Source organism: Hymenobacter montanus, assembly GCF_014699115.1.
In the GTDB taxonomy this organism is placed as follows: domain Bacteria; phylum Bacteroidota; class Bacteroidia; order Cytophagales; family Hymenobacteraceae; genus Hymenobacter; species Hymenobacter montanus.
Map to the genome: position 1 here is coordinate 85,937 of NZ_JACXAD010000001.1, position 15,585 is coordinate 101,521.

The following is a 15,585-nucleotide window of genomic DNA, read 5'->3' on the forward strand; positions in this document are numbered from 1 at the left end:
ATTTTAGGAACGATTGTGGTAGGAGGAGCCTGCCCGAATTGGAAATTGCTGATTGACGCTCGGCATCAAGCCAAGGCAGTCCGCTAAAATTCGCTAATTTTCAGGCCTAAACCGGTTTTTTTATTTGAAGCCCTGCCATGATTGGTCGTATTCGCACCTACTTAATTCGTTATTCCCGGCTGCAATCTGGCACAGTAAGCTACCTCACCCTGGTGCAGGAAGCCGAGCTGGGACTGAACCTGGAGATTTCCCACGAAAAATCGAGGCTGAACGAAATGCTGGCTGAAATATCGCTGAGCGAGCACGAGGCCGGGCGCCCCCTCCTGAGCTGCCTGGTAAAAGTTCAGGGCTCTAAGGGCCAGGGGGATAACTTCTATAAGATGTGCGAAAAGCTGGGTTTGGGCGAATGGCGCAGCCTCAAGCAGAACGAGGATTTTTTGAAAGAGCTGATCCGGAACTGCCGGGCATTTTGGCGCGACGAGGCCAACTATGAGCAGTTCGCTTAGGCTGGATCATTTCACCGGCAGTTGCCCGGGTTAAGTTTCGAGCGCGGCGGCTCCAAGGTCGGCCGAGCCCTTGCTTCGCCCCACGAAACGCCATCAGCGGAGCGAATAATTGAGTAGCCGGGCTACGGGCGGTATTTCGCTGGGCATAACCGCCTGCGCTACTAACTCCGGCTAGCTGCCGGGGCAGCCTTTTGGCTGATTTTTAATGGGCTCGGAGCAGTAAAGTTGGTGAGCCTACTTGCGCGGCCTTGGGTAACATTTGTGCAAAGACCGGAAAATCTGGAAAATTAGCGGGACGCAACCTGCGCTGCGCTGGTCCCGTTAAGAACTGCAACTAGCCAGTAGGCTGGTTTTATCTTATCCACATTTCCAGTTCTTTCACCATGAATACCAACGATCCGAATAACCCGCAAAATACTGGTACCGGCGCAGGCTCTAACTACGGCACCCACACTACTGGCACTGGCTTTGGCAATAGCACGGGCTCGAGCAACGAAAGCTCCAGCTATAACGCCGGCACCGGTTCCGACAGCGGTACGGGTGTCTCAAATAACTCCGGCGCCTCACTGGGCAACACTGCCACGAGCTCCACTGCTGGCAACGACTTCGGCACCCAGGCCACAACCGGCGGATCTTACCAGGAAGGCAGCAGCATGAGCGGCATCTTCCGCGACCGCAACAGCGCTGAGCAGGCCTATCAGTCGCTCTCCTCGCGTGGGTATGGCAAAGACGATGTCAATCTGCTCATGTCGGACGAAACCCGCAAAACGCACTTTGGGGATAACTCGACGCATACCGACCTCGGCGACAAAGCCATGGAAGGCGCGGGTATTGGCTCGGCCATCGGCGGTACGGCTGGTGCCGTGATCGGGGCCATCGCGGCCATTGGCACCTCGGTAGCCCTGCCCGGCCTAGGGCTGATTATCGCGGGTCCGCTGGCTGCGGCTTTGGCCGGCGCCGGCGCCGGGGGCCTCACGGGCGGCCTGGTAGGCGCGCTGGTGGGCTCCGGCATCCCCGAGGAGCACGCGGCTGAATACGAGCAAGGCATCAAGAATGGCGGAATTGTAATGGGCGTGAAGCCCCGCAACGCCGAAGACGCTAAATACTTCGAAGAGGAGTTCCGCCGCAACAACGGCGACAAGATCTACAAGTACTAATCCAGGCTTCGGTTCGACTCTGCAAAAAGCCTTTCCCACCCGGGAAAGGCTTTTTTGTTGCAACATCTTGCCGGCGTAACCGGTCTATAGCAGGTACCAGCCCGGGAGGCCGGGAGTCGGGCACTTATTTTATCCGTAAGGGCGTTTTAAGCGTAAGCAACGGGGCCCGGAATTGCTCCGTACTCTGCTTACATTTGGTTTTCATCCCTGTTTTATTTTCCTGCTAATGTCTTTTCCCCGCTTGAAGGTCGGTCTGTATGCCTTTCTGGTAACGGCCGTGTTTGTTCTCGCATCTTACCGATTGTTCCGCCGGGCCGACTCAGCGGTTCCGAGCAAGGACCAGGTGCTGATTGGCCTCATGTTACAGGGCCTGAGCGCGCAGCACTACCAACCCGAAAAAATTGACGACGCGTTTTCCAAGCGCGTGTTCGACCTCTACTTAAAGCATCTCGACTACCGTAAGCAGTTCCTGCGGGCGCCCGACGTAGAGCAGTTGCGCCGCTACCAAACGGCCATCGACGACGAGGTGAAGCGCGGCTCGCACGAGTTCCTGGACCTCAGCACCCGGCTGATGGCCGAGCGGATCAAGGAGATGCAGGGCTTATACCGCGAAATCCTGGCCAAGCCGTTTGACTTCACCGTCGACGAAACGTTTCAGACTGACTTTGAGAAGGCCCCTTTCCCCGCCGACAAAGCCGCCCAGCGTGAGCAATGGCGCAAGCTGTTGAAATTCGAGACCTTGAGCCGGGTATCGGAGATGATGGAAGCCCAGGACAAGGCCAAAGAGGCGAAGCCGAACGCGGCCACGGCCGCGCCCAGTGCCGCGAACGCCAACGCCCCCACGGCCGCGGAGCCGCCGCGCACTCCCGCCCAAATGGAAGCTGAGGCCCGCAAGCGGGTGCTGAAGTATTATGATGAGCAATTCACCGAGTTCAACGACATCGACGCTAACGAGCGCTTGGCGACCTACGCCAACACCATTGCCAACACCTACGACCCACACACGGAATACTTCGCGCCCAAAGCCAAGGAAGATTTCGACTACGAGATGACCGGCCGCTTTGAAGGTATCGGCGCCACGCTGCGGGAAAAGGAAGGCCTGATTTATGTCGACGACATCGTGCCCGGCTCGGCTTCGGCCCGCCAGGGCGAGCTGAAAAAGGGCGATGCCATCATCCGGGTGGCGCAGGGCCAGGCCGAACCGGTGAGCATCGAGGGCTGGCGCACGGCCAAAGCCGTGACCCTGATTCGCGGCAAAAAAGGCTCGGAAGTACGCCTGACCGTGAAAAAGCCCGATGGTAGCACCAAAGTCATTCCCATTATTCGCGACGTGGTGGTGGTAGAAGAGAAGTATGCGCAATCGTCGGTTATCAACGACAAGGGCCAGAAGATTGGCTACCTGCGCCTGCCCGGTTTCTACGCCGACTTTAACGACAACGGCGGCCGCAGCTCCTCAGATGACGTGAAAAAGGAGCTGGCCAAGCTCAACGCCGAAGGCGTAAAAGGCTTAATCGTAGACCTGCGCTTCAACGGCGGCGGCTCGCTGACCGACGCCGTGTCGATGGCTGGCCTGTTCATGGAAAGCGGCCCGATGGTGCAGGTGCGCGACGGCCAGGGCCGGACCCAGGTTCTCACCGACAACGACCCGCACGTGCAATACAGTGGCCCGCTGGTGGTGCTGGTGAACAAGTACAGCGCCTCGGCTTCCGAGATTCTGGCCGCGGCCATCCAGGACTACCGCCGCGGGGTGGTGATGGGCTCAACCAGCACGTATGGCAAGGGCACGGTGCAGCGCATCTTCGACCTCGACGAGGCCCTGCCCGCCGAGCTGAACAACGTCAAGCCCATTGGCTCGCTGAAGCTTACCACCCAGAAGTTTTACCGCGTCAACGGGGGGTCTACTCAGTTTAAGGGGGTGATGTCGGACATCGTGGTGCCGGACCTCTACTCCTACCTTGATGAGGGCGAGAAAGAATCGGACTACCCCTTGAAGTGGGATGAGATCCAGCCGGCCCGCTACCGGCCCTGGAATACTCCTCCTGCCCTGGCCAAGCTCCAGGCTAACAGCAAAGCGCGCGTGGCCAGCAACCCGAGCTTTAAGGTGATGAATGAGATGGTGAACAGCATGCGCAAGCGCAAGGACGAAACCATTGTTTCGCTCAAGCTCTCGACTTACCGGGCCGAGCAGCAGCAGTCCAAAGCCATTTCCGACCGCTACGAGGCAGCCCAGAAGTCGGCTACCGCCCTGGCCTTCTCGCCCCTGACCGCCGACGTGCGCGCCCTAGGCGGCGACACGGTGAAAGTTAACCGCGCCGCCCGCTTTACCAAGAACCTGAAGAAGGACATCACTATTGGCGAGGCAGTGGCCGTCATTCAGGATGAGCTGAAGTAAGGCCTTTGTAATACCATGCTAAAAACAGCCCTCCCGCCGCCCGGTGGGAGGGCTGTTTTTTTAGCATTTCCGATCGTGACAACCTAGTTAGTAAATCACCCACACTATAGATCTTAAAAATATTTTTCATTCAAGGAATTAAATCTCTGATTTACAACATAATAACCATATAAATTTCAGACAATAAAATTAGCAATTGTGCAACTAAAATTTTCTGGGTGTCGTTTACCCTACATGAAGACTACAGAGGAAACCCGCATCATCCCGCTCATTCCGCAAGAGGAGTCCCTCGACAATGGGCAACAGCAGAAGCTAGCTGATGAAACCTGGCGCAAATCCATCCCAGCGCAGGTTTTTCTCAATTACTTCTTCGCCATTAACTATCACATCCAAGAGAACGACGACCTGGTCGGCGGCCTCCATAATCTGCCGTTCCTGCGTAGCCACAAGGCGGAGCTAAACGACACCGACGTAGCCAGCCTCACGAAGCTGTTGCACACCAGTTGGAGCACGGAGTACGCCCTGCGAGCCACGGCGGAGCTGGGCGACGAAAACTTCTTGCGCAACGCCCTGCACTGGACCTTTCCGCAGGCCTATCACGCCATCCTGTCGGGCCTGCAGGCATTTTTGTACACGACGGGCGTACGGAGCAACAACAGCCAGCTCATCCGCCGCGAAGTAGGCCGGCTGGTGGTGAAAAATGCTTACCCGCGGCCGGTATCGTTTTACGCCGCCGGGGCTTACGGCGACTTCAGCATTCACCGCCTGCCCCTGGCGGGCTACAAGGCCGGGCTGCACATTGCCAGCAAGGAAATTGACGCCCAGGCTCAGATTGGCCAGTTCCTGCGGACCACCCGCAAGATGAAAGCGCAGTGGACCCGGGCGCAAGTCCAAGCCAACCCGAACACCGCCATCCGCAGCCAGAAAACCGGACGCCCGCTGGACAAGTGGACGGCCGCGCACTGGCAGCAAATCACCTGGCGCCTGGGCTACACTACCATCTTCGACCTGCTGGGCCGCCTGCGCATTTCGCAGACCAGCCGCGAAATCGAGCGCTACGTGGAAGCCGACATCGACTTCGGCCTGTTCCACAGCTCGCTGCTGAACATTGTGAGCTACCTCAACGGCATTCACGAAACCTACGTGGCCAAAGCTTTGGGCTTGGAGCGTTACCGCCAACTGGTGGACGAGTTGCCGGCGCACTTGCAGGCCGGCTTCGTACAGGAGCGCTTGCGTACCCGGGTCGAGCCCGTCCTGGCCCCCACCCCACCCACGGCCCCGGCCGTGGTGGAGGATACTCCGTTCCGCATGGCCGCCTAATCGTGGATTTAGCCGGATTATTCAACTTCCCGTTCCCTTTTGTTGGTTCGTAGCCGTTGGGGATTTGATGGATTTTGAGCCTGCAAAGCCGCTCCGGTTCGGAGCGGCTTTTTCGTGCCGTACTTTTGCGGCTTACTTTCATTTACCGCGGACCCAGCCGTACTGGCGAGGACAACGGCTACTTCCCGCTTGTCAGCCAGGCCGCCTTGGGTAATCAACAGTCCGTGCAATCCGCAAAATCCGACTAAATCAGTGATACACTTAAGCGAACAGGAACAACAGCGCCGCCACAAGCTCGAAGAGCTGGAAAAGCTCGGCATCGAAGCGTATCCGTCGGAGTTATTCGACGTGACGTTTTACGCCCAGGAAATTCACGACAACTACCATCCCGAGCTGAATAACTTCCAGGAAGTATCGTTAGCCGGGCGCCTGATGTCGTCGCGCGTGATGGGCAAGGCCTCGTTTGCGGAGCTGATGGATACGTCGGGTCGCATTCAACTGTACGTGAACCGCGACGAGATCTGCCCCGGCGAAGACAAGACGCTGTACAACGTGGTGTTCAAGAAGCTGCTCGACCTGGGGGACTTTATCGGGGTGAAAGGCCGCGTGTTCGTAACGCAGGTGGGCGAGACGTCCATCCACGTCACGGAGCTGAAGCTGCTGGCCAAGGCCCTGCGCCCCCTGCCGGTGGTGAAGGAAAAGGTTGACGAAGCCACCGGCGAGAAAGTTACCTACGACGCTTTTACCGACCCCGAGCAGCGCTACCGCCAGCGCTACGTGGACCTGGCGGTAAACCCGCAAGTGCGCGACACCTTTATCAAACGCACGCAGCTGGTGCAGTCGATGCGGAACTTCCTGAACGACAAAGGCTACCTGGAGGTGGAAACGCCGATTCTGCAGCCGCTGTACGGCGGCGCGGCGGCCCGCCCCTTCACCACCCACCACAACACGCTGGATATGACGCTGTACCTGCGCATCGCCAACGAGCTGTACCTCAAGCGCCTCATCGTGGGCGGCTTCGATGGGGTGTACGAGTTCAGCAAGGATTTCCGCAACGAGGGCATGTCGCGCTTCCACAACCCGGAATTCACCCAGATGGAGCTGTACGTGGCCTACAAGGACTACGCCTGGATGATGGAGCTGGTGGAGGAGATGGTGGAGCGCGTGGCCATGGCGCTGCACGGCCAGACCGAGGTGCAAGTGGGCAACCACGTCATCAACTTCCAGCGCCCTTGGCAGCGTTACACCATGTTCGAGGCCATTGAGAAATACACGGGCAAGGCCATTGGTGAAATGGACGAAGCCGCCCTGCGCGAAACCGCCCGGGAGCTCAACGTGCCCCTGAACCCAAGCATGGGCAAGGCTAAAATCATCGACGAAATCTTTGGGGAGCACGTCGAGCCCAAGCTTATTCAGCCCACGTTTATCACCGATTATCCGGTCGAGATGTCGCCGCTGGCCAAGAAGCACCGCGACCGACCCGGTATGGTGGAGCGGTTCGAAGCCATTTGCAACGGCAAGGAAATCTGCAACGCCTTCTCGGAACTCAACGACCCCATCGACCAGCGCAAGCGCTTCGAGGAGCAGTTGGAGCTGGGCAAGCGGGGCGATACCGAGGCCATGGTGCTCGACGAAGACTTCCTGCGGGCTCTGGAGTACGGTATGCCCCCCACGGCGGGCCTAGGCATTGGCATCGACCGACTGAGCATGATTATGACCAACTCGCACTCCATCCAGGACGTGCTATTTTTCCCGCAGATGAAGCCGGAAAACGTGCAGAAAGAGAAGCAGGAAAAGGAGTAATCGCCGGCCTCGGATGACAGATGCTGCAAGGCGCCAGAAATCGAAAAGCCCCACACGAAATGTCGTGCGGGGATTTTCTTTTAACCGTCTTACCCTTCCAACCGCTGTTGTTACCAGAAGCTTGCGATGGACTCGTCTGATTTTACTGCTGAGCTGTTTAACCAATTTCAGCAGAAGCTCCTACGGGCGGCAATTTTACTAGTAACACCTTTCGGCTTTCTTCTAGAGCGGCTCTCAAGTCAGGATACGGTTTTTGGGAATTAAAAATTAAAAATGAAGAATTAAAAAAATCAGCTAGTCAATTTTTTAATTCTTCATTTTTAATTTTTAATTCTTTCCGCAAACTGCTCTACGTTGGTAGTGAGGTCTTTTTACAAACCTCGTCAGTGAAGGCTACGCGAGAGGGAAAAATAAACCCTTGGCCGCGGTGGCCTCGTTCGCACATGCTTAAACCGGACCCCGATGGCGAGCATCGTCGCCGAAACCGTCGTAATCCGGGTTGTCGCTGCTGTGCGTGTGGGCGGTCGACACAGTGCCCGTGCCCAAGCCTTGCAGGAGACGGTCGGCAGCGGCTTTGTCTTCGCTCACCGCCGCGTCGGGGTTGGTGTGGCTGGCGGCGCTGCCCTGGGCCTTGGCCAGCGTGTTCTGCAGCAGCTTACTGAGGTCGCCGCCCCACTTCGTTGCCGAGCGGCGCAGGCTGGCGCGGGTTTCGTCGCCGGTTTCGGGGGCGAGGAGCAGGCCGGCCACAATGCCGGCCGTGGCGCCGGCCAGCAGCGAGATAATAACTTTGCCTTTATCGTCTTGCATGGGGTTAGGTAGGATAAGGTGGAAGAACTACTATTGGTCGGTGAGTAACGGAAGGTAGGCCGTAGTTGTTGGCTTCACAAAAAAGTCCCGCACCTTACGGCGCGGGACTTGGCGGTAGGCTGCCGGGGCGACCTTACAAGTCGTTCAGCATTTTGGTGATTTCCGACTTGCCTTTGCCGAGTTTTTCCTGCAGACGGCCAATCAGCTCGTCGCCTTTGCCTTCGGCGTAGGTCAGATCTTCATCGGTGAGCTGGGCATACTGCTGCTTCAGCTTGCCTTTGACATCGTCCCAGTTGCCCTTTATTTTGAGGCTGCTGCCGGAACCGGTCAAGCCGAGGTCTTCCAGCTTGCCCGCGTATTCTTTGAATTTAGCTTCGAGGTCGGTACCCAGCTTCGAAGCTTGCTCGCCGAGCTGACCGCTGTATTTGGCAGCAACGCCTTTCCAGTTCTCGCGGGTGGCCGCGCCCTTGTCGGGGGCCAACAGCATGCCAGCAATAATGCCAGCACCAGCGCCGGCGAGAGCGGCTAATAGAATTTTACCGGCGTTGTTGTCTTCTTCTTGGTACGACATGGTAATGGGTAATGAGGGGGTGAAATAGGGGTGAATGTGAGCTAGAGGAACCGCAGGCCCATATGCAAAAATGCTAATTATGTTTTGTTTCCGCGTTAGGTCTGGCTGCCTATACGAAGGGCATCGTGAGGAGTTGAGCTTATTTGATAAATTTTCCGCGCCGGGCGGGGAACTATGCTTAGCACCAGAAGCAGCCCTAAACGCTACTACGAGGCAGCCGGCGTAGCTTCGCCCCTTTCCCACCCGCCTTATTCAGCCTTATGCAATTACCCCGCTTATTTATGGCGGCCCTGCTCGTGGCCGCTTCCTGCCAGCGCACCATGCCCCCCAAGGCCGCTGACTGCATCGACCCCAGCAAAATCAAGCCGGATGGCATCTGCACCATGGAATATGCCCCGGTGTGCGGCTGCAACGGCAAAACCTACTCGAACGCCTGCGCGGCCAGCAACGCCGGGGTGCGCACCTACACCAAGGGCCCCTGCCCGGGAACCGGTTCTAAATAATTCCCGCGTTCATGTCCGCCAAAGCCCACTACCACGACTTCTGCCGCGTCGCGCCCGACGTGCCCGTGTTTGCCCAACCGTGGTACCTGGATGCTTGCGCCAGCGGTGGCGACTGGGACGTGGTCCTGGCGCACGACCAGGGCCGCATCGTGGCGGCGCTGCCGTACTTCTACAGACGGAAAGGCCCGTTTCGGTACGCAACGATGCCTCCTTTTGTGAAGATGCTGGGCCCCTACGTGCTGCCCGAATTCCGGGGGGTCCTGAAAAAGGAGCACGGGCTGCTGGAGGAGCTGATCAAGCAACTGCCCGATTTTGCGGCTTTCAAGCAGAACTTCTACCCGACGCTCACTAATTGGCTGCCATTTTACTGGCAGGGCTTCCGGCAAACCACTTACTATACGTACCGCCTCTACGACCTGCAGTCGTTGGCTCTCGTCGAAGCCCGGCTCAACCGTAACATCCGGCGCAACATTCAGAAGGCGCAGCAGCAAGTCCGGGTAGTTCATGATTTGTCGACCGAGCAATTTTACCAGCTCAACAAGATGAGCTTCGACCGGCAGGGGCTGCCCATGCCCTATTCGTGGGCCCAGTTTGAGCGGCACGACGCGGCATTGGCGGCCCACGGGGCCCGGCAGCTTTTTTTTGCCATTGATGCCCAGGAGCGCATCCACTCGGCGGCGTATTTGATCTGGGACCAGCAGGCGGCCTATTATCACCTCTCCGGCGACGACCCGGCCTTGCGCGAAAGCGGCGCGGGCATTCTGCTTATTTGGGAAGCCATTCGCTACGCCAGTGAGGTGCTGGGGCTGACTTGCTTCGATTTCGAGGGCAGTATGCTCCCCCCCGTGGAGCGGATTCGGGTGCAGTTTGGGGCCGTGCAAACGCCGTATTTCTTTGTGTGGAAATACTATTCGCGTGCTTTTGAACTCCTGGAAAAGCTGCGGCGGTAATTCGGTTAAAAAACATCGCCCCGAAATGCGGCTCGGCATCCGCCATCCGGTCGATGCCTTTGAGCTTGCGCAAGACCCTCGTGTTGGTTCATCAACCTCTAAAAATGAATGACGAACCCTTCAGGCCGTGAGGCTTCCCAATAGAGCCGAGGTGATAATTAGGCTTCGAGCCTCATGTTGGAGAGGCCGGTTGTGGGAGAAGGCAATCAGGCAACCCTCAGACAGAACCACGTGGGCCTGATAGGAGCCTATCCAAAGCTGTTCAACGATTCGGCGTTACGGATGCTCAATAAGCACTGGATAGAGTTGATGATCTGGTACGTGCTTCTTGAAGAAAACGGGGCTTCATTCCACGAGCGGGCCGGGCTCTTCTTCCACTTTCATGCGTTTTCAGCTTGATTGTTGGTGTACGACGTACGCTCCGAAGCAGCGTCTTTTGACCGTTTCAGATAAGTAAAACTCCACACCAATAGCCCAATTACCGTGTAGATGGCTCCCAGCGCGATGGTTCCATCGGTACCGCTCATGCCTGTTGCAGTGCTACTGAGCCCGGCTACAGCGCTACTGATCCCGGTTACTTCGAGAGCGCATATTACCGTGACAGTCGCTACTGAGACCAGCAAATAAATTCCGTTGTGAATAAGCAGCTTTTTCCAAAGAGAATAAGTTGGAATTTCATTTAGCCACTTGTTCGTGAGAGAAAGTACCCAGGACCCCGGAATTGAGCAGATTGCGCTGACGCATAACAACGCGAGCATAAATATGCCAAAAAGCTCAACATAATAACCTATGTCAATACGATCCCTATTAGCTTCTACCAGAACGAAGATACTAATAGCGAAACTACCGGTCAACACGGTAATGCCCCAGTTCACAAATACGAGACGGGGAGGAATGGTGATGGTGGAAGCCATAGCTGATGAAGAACTTTAAATAGACTGCTCTCGTGAGACACCATTCGGGTGAGTAACCAACCGTTTGGTCACCATAGCCACGAAACCGCTGCTTGCTTACTCACCTAAATACTTTCGCACTTGCTTCCCAGGAAATCACCAGCGGATACGAGTCGGCTTCTTCCGTGGTTTCAGCCGTGGCACCTTCCGCGGCGGGCGCTCGATAGGAACGGATGGAGCCGAAGGTTTCCTTTGATGCGTTCTTCTTGAAGAAGACGGGGTTTCATTCCACGAGCGGGCCGGGCTCTTCTTCCACTTTCATGCGTTTTCAGCTTGATTGTTGGTGTACGACGTACGCTCCGAAGCAGCGTCTTTTGACCGTTTCAAATACGTAAAGCTCCACACCAATAGCCCAACTACTGTGTAGGGGGCTCCCGATTTAATGATTTCCGTTATACTTCCCTCGTTTCCTCCGAAAGTATGGAGTACCGTGAAAGTGGCGGCTAAGACCAGCAAATGAATTCCGTTGTGAATAATCAGCTTTCTCCGAAGAGAATAAGCCGGCTTTTTATTTAGCCAAGCGCTCAGGCGGAGAATTGTCCCTAACGTTGGAAGTAAACAAATTGCGCTGCAGCAGATTAATAAGGCAAAAATGTCTGGATTCCACCCAACAACGGCTGGCCAGAAAATGCTACCAGTCCACACAGTAATGCCCCAGTTCACAAACACGAGATGAACAGGAATGGTGACGGTTGATGACATAGCTGATGAATACTTTCAAATATACTGCTTTTGTGAGCCACCATTTAGGGGTGTAAGTAGCCAGCGCGGCGGTCATAGCCACCAAGCACCGGGCTGCTTACTCAACTAATCACTTGTACTTGATCAACGGGAAATCAGCAGCGACTACACGCCGGCTTTTAATTTTAGCCGGGGTGCCTTCCGTGGCGGGAGCTTCCACCGGAGCTTCTTTCACCTTTGCTTTAGCTGCTAGCTGCGATTTTTGGCGTCTTTCGGCTCTTTTCAAGCAGCCTAGCGCTCGGCGGCAGTCTCCGGCGGGATGGCGCCGCTAATTACGCCCAGCTGAGAAGGAGGCTAGTTTTGCATCCTTGCACCCTCATCCGCTCATTAATTCTCTTACTTCCCTACCTCACCTAATGAAACGCTACGTCCTCAACCCCGCCCCTTTTGTAGTGCCCACCACCGACGGCAAGCTCATTGAGGAGCACGTGGGTGCAGCCAGTACCGGCACCTCCGCTTACAGCCTGGCCCACATGGTGGCGCCGCCGCACTGGAGCGAGCCGCACCAGACGCCCAGCTTCGACGAAATAACCATCGTGGTGCGGGGGCGAAAGCGGTTTGAGATTGACGACGACACCGTGGAGCTGCAAGCCGGCCAAGCCTTGCTGATTAAGGGCGGCGCGCGGGTGCGCTATTCCAACCCGTTTGACGCCGAGTGCGAGTACTGGTCGATATGCGTGCCCGCTTTCAGCCCCGACACCGTGAACCGGGAAGCCGAGTAACCAGATGACGGGCGACCCGATTGGTCTCGCCCGGCAGCCACCGGCTGCTCCCCGGCCTCCTGAGAGCCTAGCTGACCTTGACCGTGCATGCCCTCCTGAAAGCGGCAGGGCTGATGGCAGCGTTAACGTAGGCAAACAGCAGTTGTAACGTGGTCGCGGAGCAGGCAGCCTTATTTTTTCAGCCGTGCAACCGTAGCGGCGGGCGAGCGGTCATCTTCACTGAACGCCCTAGGTACTTACCCAACTCCCCTTACCTTAAATTGTAAGACCATGAAACTCCCCAAAACTTTGCTTGGCGCCATCCTGGTTGGTATCACGGTTCAAGCCACTGGATGTAAGAAAGAAACGCCTACGCCCAAGAGCGAGGGCAAAAGCGGTAAAGAGACCGTTAAGACGCCGGATAACTGCCCCGCCTGCGGCATGGGTTAAGCCGAAGGATTGTGCGCAAGCAACCGTGCGTCTTATCTGATGCGCCGGCCGCCATGCAGCCAGTGCTGAATCCAGGTGCATACGTGTTTCACACAGCTGACCAGGCAATCTTAGCGGCTAGGTAGCGTTCTATCTTCCTGAACGCCTTCGGTGGGTGCTTACCCCAAGCTTACCTTATTTCACTTTTAAATGAAGCTGCCCAAAACCTTGCTCGGTGCTATCCTGGTTGGCATCACGGTCCAAGCCACTGGCTGTAAACAAGCCACCAGCTATAAAAAAGAATCCCCCGTGCCCAAGGTAGAGGGCAAGGACGGTAAAGAGGTAGTGGCAGATAAAGATTCAGCAGAATATATAACGAATAACTGCCCCGCCTGCGGCATGGGCTAAGCTAAACGAAAACAACCAAGCCAGCTGATCGTGCGCAAGAAGCCATGCGTCTTATCTGCCATCGCCTGCAATGCCGACCATGACGTGCTGTCGGCCGCTTTTCCGCTGCTGGAAGCTGGCGAGGTGGAAGCCTTGGAGTGGTCCTTCGACGCGCTCATGGGCGAGATGCCAGAGTGGTTCTCAACGCTGCTCAGCGTTTATGGAGAGCAAGGCCGCCTGGTAGGCCACGGGGTGTACTTTTCTCTGCTTTCGGGCCAGTGGACTCCGGAGCAGCAGCAGTGGCTGCACGACCTTGGCCAACTGGCGGCCCGGTTCTCGTTCGACCACGTTACTGAGCACTTTGGCTTTTTTACGGGGGAGAGCTTCCACGCCGGTGCCCCGCTCCCGGTCCCTTGCTCTGCGGCCACCCTGCGGCTGGGACGGGACCGGCTGCGGCGCATCCAGGACGCCGGCCGGTGCCCGGTAGGGCTGGAAAACCTGGCCCTGGCCTACTCGCTCGCCGACGTGCAGCAGCAAGGCGCTTTCCTCGACCAGCTCCTGGAGCCGGTCAACGGCTTCCTCATCCTGGACCTGCACAACCTCTACTGCCAGCTCCACAACTTCGCCATCGCCCCCGAGACGCTGATTGACTTGTACCCACTGGACCGGGTGCGGGAAATTCACATTTCCGGCGGGAGCTGGGAGGCCTCGGCCCGGGCACCACGCGGGCGGGTGCGCCGCGACACCCATGACGGGGCCGTACCGGAAGAAGTTTTTCAACTGCTCGAACGCACCATGCCCCGCTGCCCGCACCTCAAATACGTTGTGCTTGAGCAATTGGGCACCGCCCTCAAAACCGAACGCCAGCGAGCTGGCTTCCGCCGGGATTTTCGTCGAATGGCGCGGCTGGTACAGCAGCACGACAGAGCAACGACCAGGGGCTCTGACCAGCTATTTTTGCCCCTGCACCCCTCGCCGGGCGGCCCGGTGGTGGTCGATGAAAAGCTGCACGGGCAACAGCGGCAGCTCTCGCGCATTCTGGAAGCGGCCCCGACCCTCGACGAAGCCCAGCGCCTGCTCCACGGCTCGTCGTTAGCCCATACCGAATGGCACCTGGAAAACTGGCCCCCCTACATGCTGGAAACCGCGCGCCGCATCGCGCAAAAGTGGAAGCGCTAGTCGGGATACATTAGGCTAATTCGCAGGCTGTCAATCAAACAGCTGGGGGCCTCCAGTGCTCGGGGCTCGCCGTGATGACACCAGGCGGAGAAGGAAACGAGCGGCGTTCTCGGGGTGGCTTTGCCGTACGCCGGGCAGAGTCTGGGCCGTGGGTACGTAGGTTGCTGGGGTGGGTATAGTAGCTGGCTGAGGCCGCGACCGAGCTGAGCCATACACACGATAGCGAATCGTCTGGTAAGTGGGCGGGCTGGTCGGTATTTCGAGCGGGTCCGTCCATCTTTTGATTTTGGGCCCGCTTTCGGCCGGGAGTTTGCGAATGCTCTGGCAGACAGAGTCGGTTCTGTTATTCATGGCCGGCTTCCTTGTCCTACTTCTAACCCACCATATTCTCGTTCCATGAAAACCCATCTGCTGCCCCTGTTGGCCGCTTTCGCCCTCACTCTGGGTACGGCCGCCGCTCAAACCACTACCCAGAATACTTCGGCTGGCGCTACGGTCGGGCGCGGCCACGACCGCGCGCAGGGCAATCCCGAAGCAATGGCCACCCGCCAAAGCCAGCGCCTGAGTCAGGAGCTGGGCCTAAACGCCGACCAAACGGCCAAAATACAGCAAATCCTCCTCGCCCGGGGCCAGGAAATGCAGGCGATGCGCAGCCAGGCCCGCACGGGCGACCGCAGCCAACTGCGCACGCAAATGGATGCCAATCGCAGCAAATACGACGAGCAAGTCAAGGCCGTGCTGACGGCTGACCAATACACCAAGTACACCGCTCTGCAGAACGACCGCATGAACCACGGACGCTGGGGCGGCCTCGGCGACAGTGCGAAGGTAAAAGTCAAAAACAACCGAATGAAATTGAAAAAGGCTGCTAAATAGGCAAGCACAACATAAGCACAACGGCGCTCCGAGCCCCACGAAAAGATAATAGTTCGTGGGACTCAGAGCGCCGTTCTCCATTCCGGGTATTGGTTGCCTATGCCCGCTTTCCTGCGGAGAGAAACCTGCCCGAAACGACTCCGGAGGCAGTACGTGAAGTTTCACCAGCTGCGCCCGCGAACAGCGAGGATACCGACTTTGAAGAGACGCTTATTATGATGGGCTTACTTAAGACCATCTCCTTATTTGGCCAACGAAGCCGGTAAGATAGTCTACACGGTCACCGACAACGGCTGGTTTCCGCAGGCAG

The 15,585-nt window shown here is 57.3% G+C and carries 15 protein-coding genes; 12 read left to right on the plus strand and 3 right to left on the minus strand.

The window, feature by feature from the left end:
• Nucleotides 1–137: 137 nt before the first annotated feature.
• The 5 genes from IC235_RS00305 (at nucleotide 138) to lysS (ending at nucleotide 7,178) form a co-directional block, all read left to right on the plus strand.
• Entirely contained in the window at nucleotides 138–506 is a 369-nt protein-coding gene (locus IC235_RS00305; RefSeq protein WP_191003162.1) for a hypothetical protein, read from the plus strand.
• A 383-nt stretch (nucleotides 507–889) separates the two neighbouring features.
• Nucleotides 890–1,663, plus strand: coding sequence for a hypothetical protein (locus tag IC235_RS00310; RefSeq protein WP_317173502.1), 774 nt, complete (start codon nucleotides 890–892; stop codon nucleotides 1,661–1,663).
• 226 nt (nucleotides 1,664–1,889) lie between these two features.
• A complete protein-coding gene (locus tag IC235_RS00315; protein WP_191003163.1) occupies nucleotides 1,890–4,055 on the plus strand; it encodes a carboxy terminal-processing peptidase in 2,166 nt (721 codons plus the stop codon).
• Between the two features lie 234 nt (nucleotides 4,056–4,289).
• Nucleotides 4,290–5,375 (plus strand): hypothetical protein, encoded by a 1,086-nt coding sequence (locus IC235_RS00320; protein ID WP_223846993.1) that lies wholly within the window; start codon nucleotides 4,290–4,292, stop codon nucleotides 5,373–5,375.
• A gap of 255 nt (nucleotides 5,376–5,630) precedes the next feature.
• Nucleotides 5,631–7,178, plus strand: a complete 1,548-nt coding sequence (gene lysS / locus IC235_RS00325) for a lysine--tRNA ligase (protein ID WP_191003439.1) — start codon at nucleotides 5,631–5,633, stop codon at nucleotides 7,176–7,178.
• A gap of 447 nt (nucleotides 7,179–7,625) precedes the next feature.
• On the opposite strand, the gene IC235_RS00330 is transcribed toward lysS, so the two are convergent.
• A complete protein-coding gene (locus IC235_RS00330) occupies nucleotides 7,626–7,985 on the minus strand; it encodes a YtxH domain-containing protein (protein WP_191003164.1) in 360 nt (119 codons plus the stop codon).
• A gap of 133 nt (nucleotides 7,986–8,118) precedes the next feature.
• Nucleotides 8,119–8,556, minus strand: a complete 438-nt coding sequence (locus IC235_RS22535) for a CsbD family protein (protein ID WP_191003165.1) — start codon at nucleotides 8,554–8,556, stop codon at nucleotides 8,119–8,121.
• 260 nt (nucleotides 8,557–8,816) lie between these two features.
• On the opposite strand from IC235_RS22535, the gene IC235_RS00340 reads away from it, so the two are divergent.
• The gene (locus tag IC235_RS00340; protein WP_191003166.1) at nucleotides 8,817–9,059 is read left to right on the plus strand and encodes a Kazal-type serine protease inhibitor family protein; all 243 of its coding nucleotides are present in this window, start codon (nucleotides 8,817–8,819) and stop codon (nucleotides 9,057–9,059) included.
• Nucleotides 9,060–9,070: 11 nt separating this feature from the next.
• Nucleotides 9,071–10,009, plus strand: a complete 939-nt coding sequence (locus IC235_RS00345) for a GNAT family N-acetyltransferase (protein WP_191003167.1) — start codon at nucleotides 9,071–9,073, stop codon at nucleotides 10,007–10,009.
• Between the two features lie 380 nt (nucleotides 10,010–10,389).
• Here the strand turns inward: IC235_RS00345 and IC235_RS00350 are convergent, their stop codons facing one another.
• Entirely contained in the window at nucleotides 10,390–10,923 is a 534-nt protein-coding gene (locus tag IC235_RS00350; protein ID WP_191003168.1) for a hypothetical protein, read from the minus strand.
• A gap of 1,136 nt (nucleotides 10,924–12,059) precedes the next feature.
• Between IC235_RS00350 and IC235_RS00355 the strand changes: the two genes are divergently transcribed.
• The 5 genes from IC235_RS00355 to IC235_RS00375 all read left to right on the plus strand — a co-directional run bounded on the left by IC235_RS00355 (nucleotide 12,060) and on the right by IC235_RS00375 (nucleotide 15,275).
• The gene (locus IC235_RS00355) at nucleotides 12,060–12,425 is read left to right on the plus strand and encodes a cupin domain-containing protein (protein WP_191003169.1); all 366 of its coding nucleotides are present in this window, start codon (nucleotides 12,060–12,062) and stop codon (nucleotides 12,423–12,425) included.
• A 270-nt stretch (nucleotides 12,426–12,695) separates the two neighbouring features.
• On the plus strand, nucleotides 12,696–12,854 hold the full coding sequence (locus IC235_RS00360; protein WP_191003170.1) for a chryseobasin-related MNIO class RiPP peptide: 159 nt from the start codon (nucleotides 12,696–12,698) through the stop codon (nucleotides 12,852–12,854).
• Nucleotides 12,855–13,043: 189 nt separating this feature from the next.
• Entirely contained in the window at nucleotides 13,044–13,241 is a 198-nt protein-coding gene (locus IC235_RS00365; protein ID WP_191003171.1) for a chryseobasin-related MNIO class RiPP peptide, read from the plus strand.
• A 30-nt stretch (nucleotides 13,242–13,271) separates the two neighbouring features.
• Nucleotides 13,272–14,399 carry a multinuclear nonheme iron-dependent oxidase gene (locus tag IC235_RS00370; RefSeq protein WP_317173504.1) on the plus strand — a complete coding sequence of 376 codons (1,128 nt, stop codon included), beginning with the start codon at nucleotides 13,272–13,274 and terminating at the stop codon, nucleotides 14,397–14,399.
• A gap of 396 nt (nucleotides 14,400–14,795) precedes the next feature.
• A complete protein-coding gene (locus IC235_RS00375; RefSeq protein ID WP_191003172.1) occupies nucleotides 14,796–15,275 on the plus strand; it encodes a hypothetical protein in 480 nt (159 codons plus the stop codon).
• The last annotated feature ends 310 nt before the right edge of the window (nucleotides 15,276–15,585 follow it).